The following is a 1,040-nucleotide window of genomic DNA, read 5'->3' as shown; positions in this document are numbered from 1 at the left end:
CGCCACTGACTCCCAGAGCCTGGCTCCCCTGGTCGCCGTCATCGCCCTCGCGGTGCTGGCGGCCTGGGGGGCGGCTCGCCTCTTCATCGCCACCTACCGGTACATCCGCGCGACCCCCTTCCAGCGGGCCCGGATGCGCCACGCCTGGGCCGTCTCCCGCCGCTGGCGTCGCCTCGCTCCGAACGTCGGCCTGGCCCGCGTGGACGAGAACACCAAGGGCCGCAAGGACTGGCAGGGCAAGACCGCCAAGCCCGTCACGGTCGTCCCGAAGATCCGCGTCTTCCCGGAGCCCTGGGGAATCCGCGCCGTCATCAAGACCATCCCGAAGGTCGGCGTCGAGGAAGTCGAAAAGGCCGGCGGTTGGCTCGCGGACGCCTGGGACTGCCAGACCGTGGAAGTCCGCCGACTCAAGGCCGGACTCGTGGAGGTCCGAGGCATCGTCGGCAACCCGCTCGACGACCACCAGCCGTACACCTGGCCCGCCGAAGACGACTGGGTCCTCCCGATGGGACACAACCCCTGGATGCGCCAAGTCGCCATCCCGCTACGGCAGTTGAGCGGAATCAAGGTCGCGGGCCTCCCCGGCTACGGCAAGACCATGCTCATGCTCGCCTGGATGGCCTCGCTCGCGAACCGCGCCAACGTCCAGTTCGCCATCTTCGACGGCAAGACCTCCGACGCCCGATACGGCGACTGGGGAGAGGTCGGCAGCCGGGCCATGTTCGTCGTCGGCGACAACCCGGAGACCGCCAACCAGCGCTTGACCGAGCTGGTCCGCCTGCTCAAGGACCGCCCGGCCGCCCTCGTGGAAGAACGCGGCACGCACAAGTTCTGGAAGCACGGCCCGACCGAGACCAACCCGCTCGTCCTGGTGCTCATGGACGAGTGCCACAAGTACGCCGACACCAAGGGCCTGACCGGCAAGGACAAGCAGGTCATCGAATCCAACCAGCGCATGATGCAGACCATCTCCAAGGAGGGTCGCGGGCTCGGCGTGATCGGCATCTTCGGCACGCAGAAGCAGACCGGCGACGCTATCC

At 68.4% G+C, this 1,040-nt stretch carries 1 protein-coding gene; it reads left to right on the top strand.

Translation table 11 applies throughout. The features are described from left to right. Positions 1-1,040: hypothetical protein (locus ACFU6I_RS48740; protein WP_384381070.1), on the top strand; the 1,040-nt coding region annotated here is incomplete at both ends.

Origin of the sequence: Streptomyces sp. NPDC057486 (assembly GCF_042802415.1) — a bacterium.
In the GTDB taxonomy this organism is placed as follows: domain Bacteria; phylum Actinomycetota; class Actinomycetes; order Streptomycetales; family Streptomycetaceae; genus Streptomyces; species Streptomyces yanii.
The sequence above is the reverse complement of the archived record's forward strand: the minus strand, read 5'-3'. Positions and strand labels throughout refer to the sequence as shown.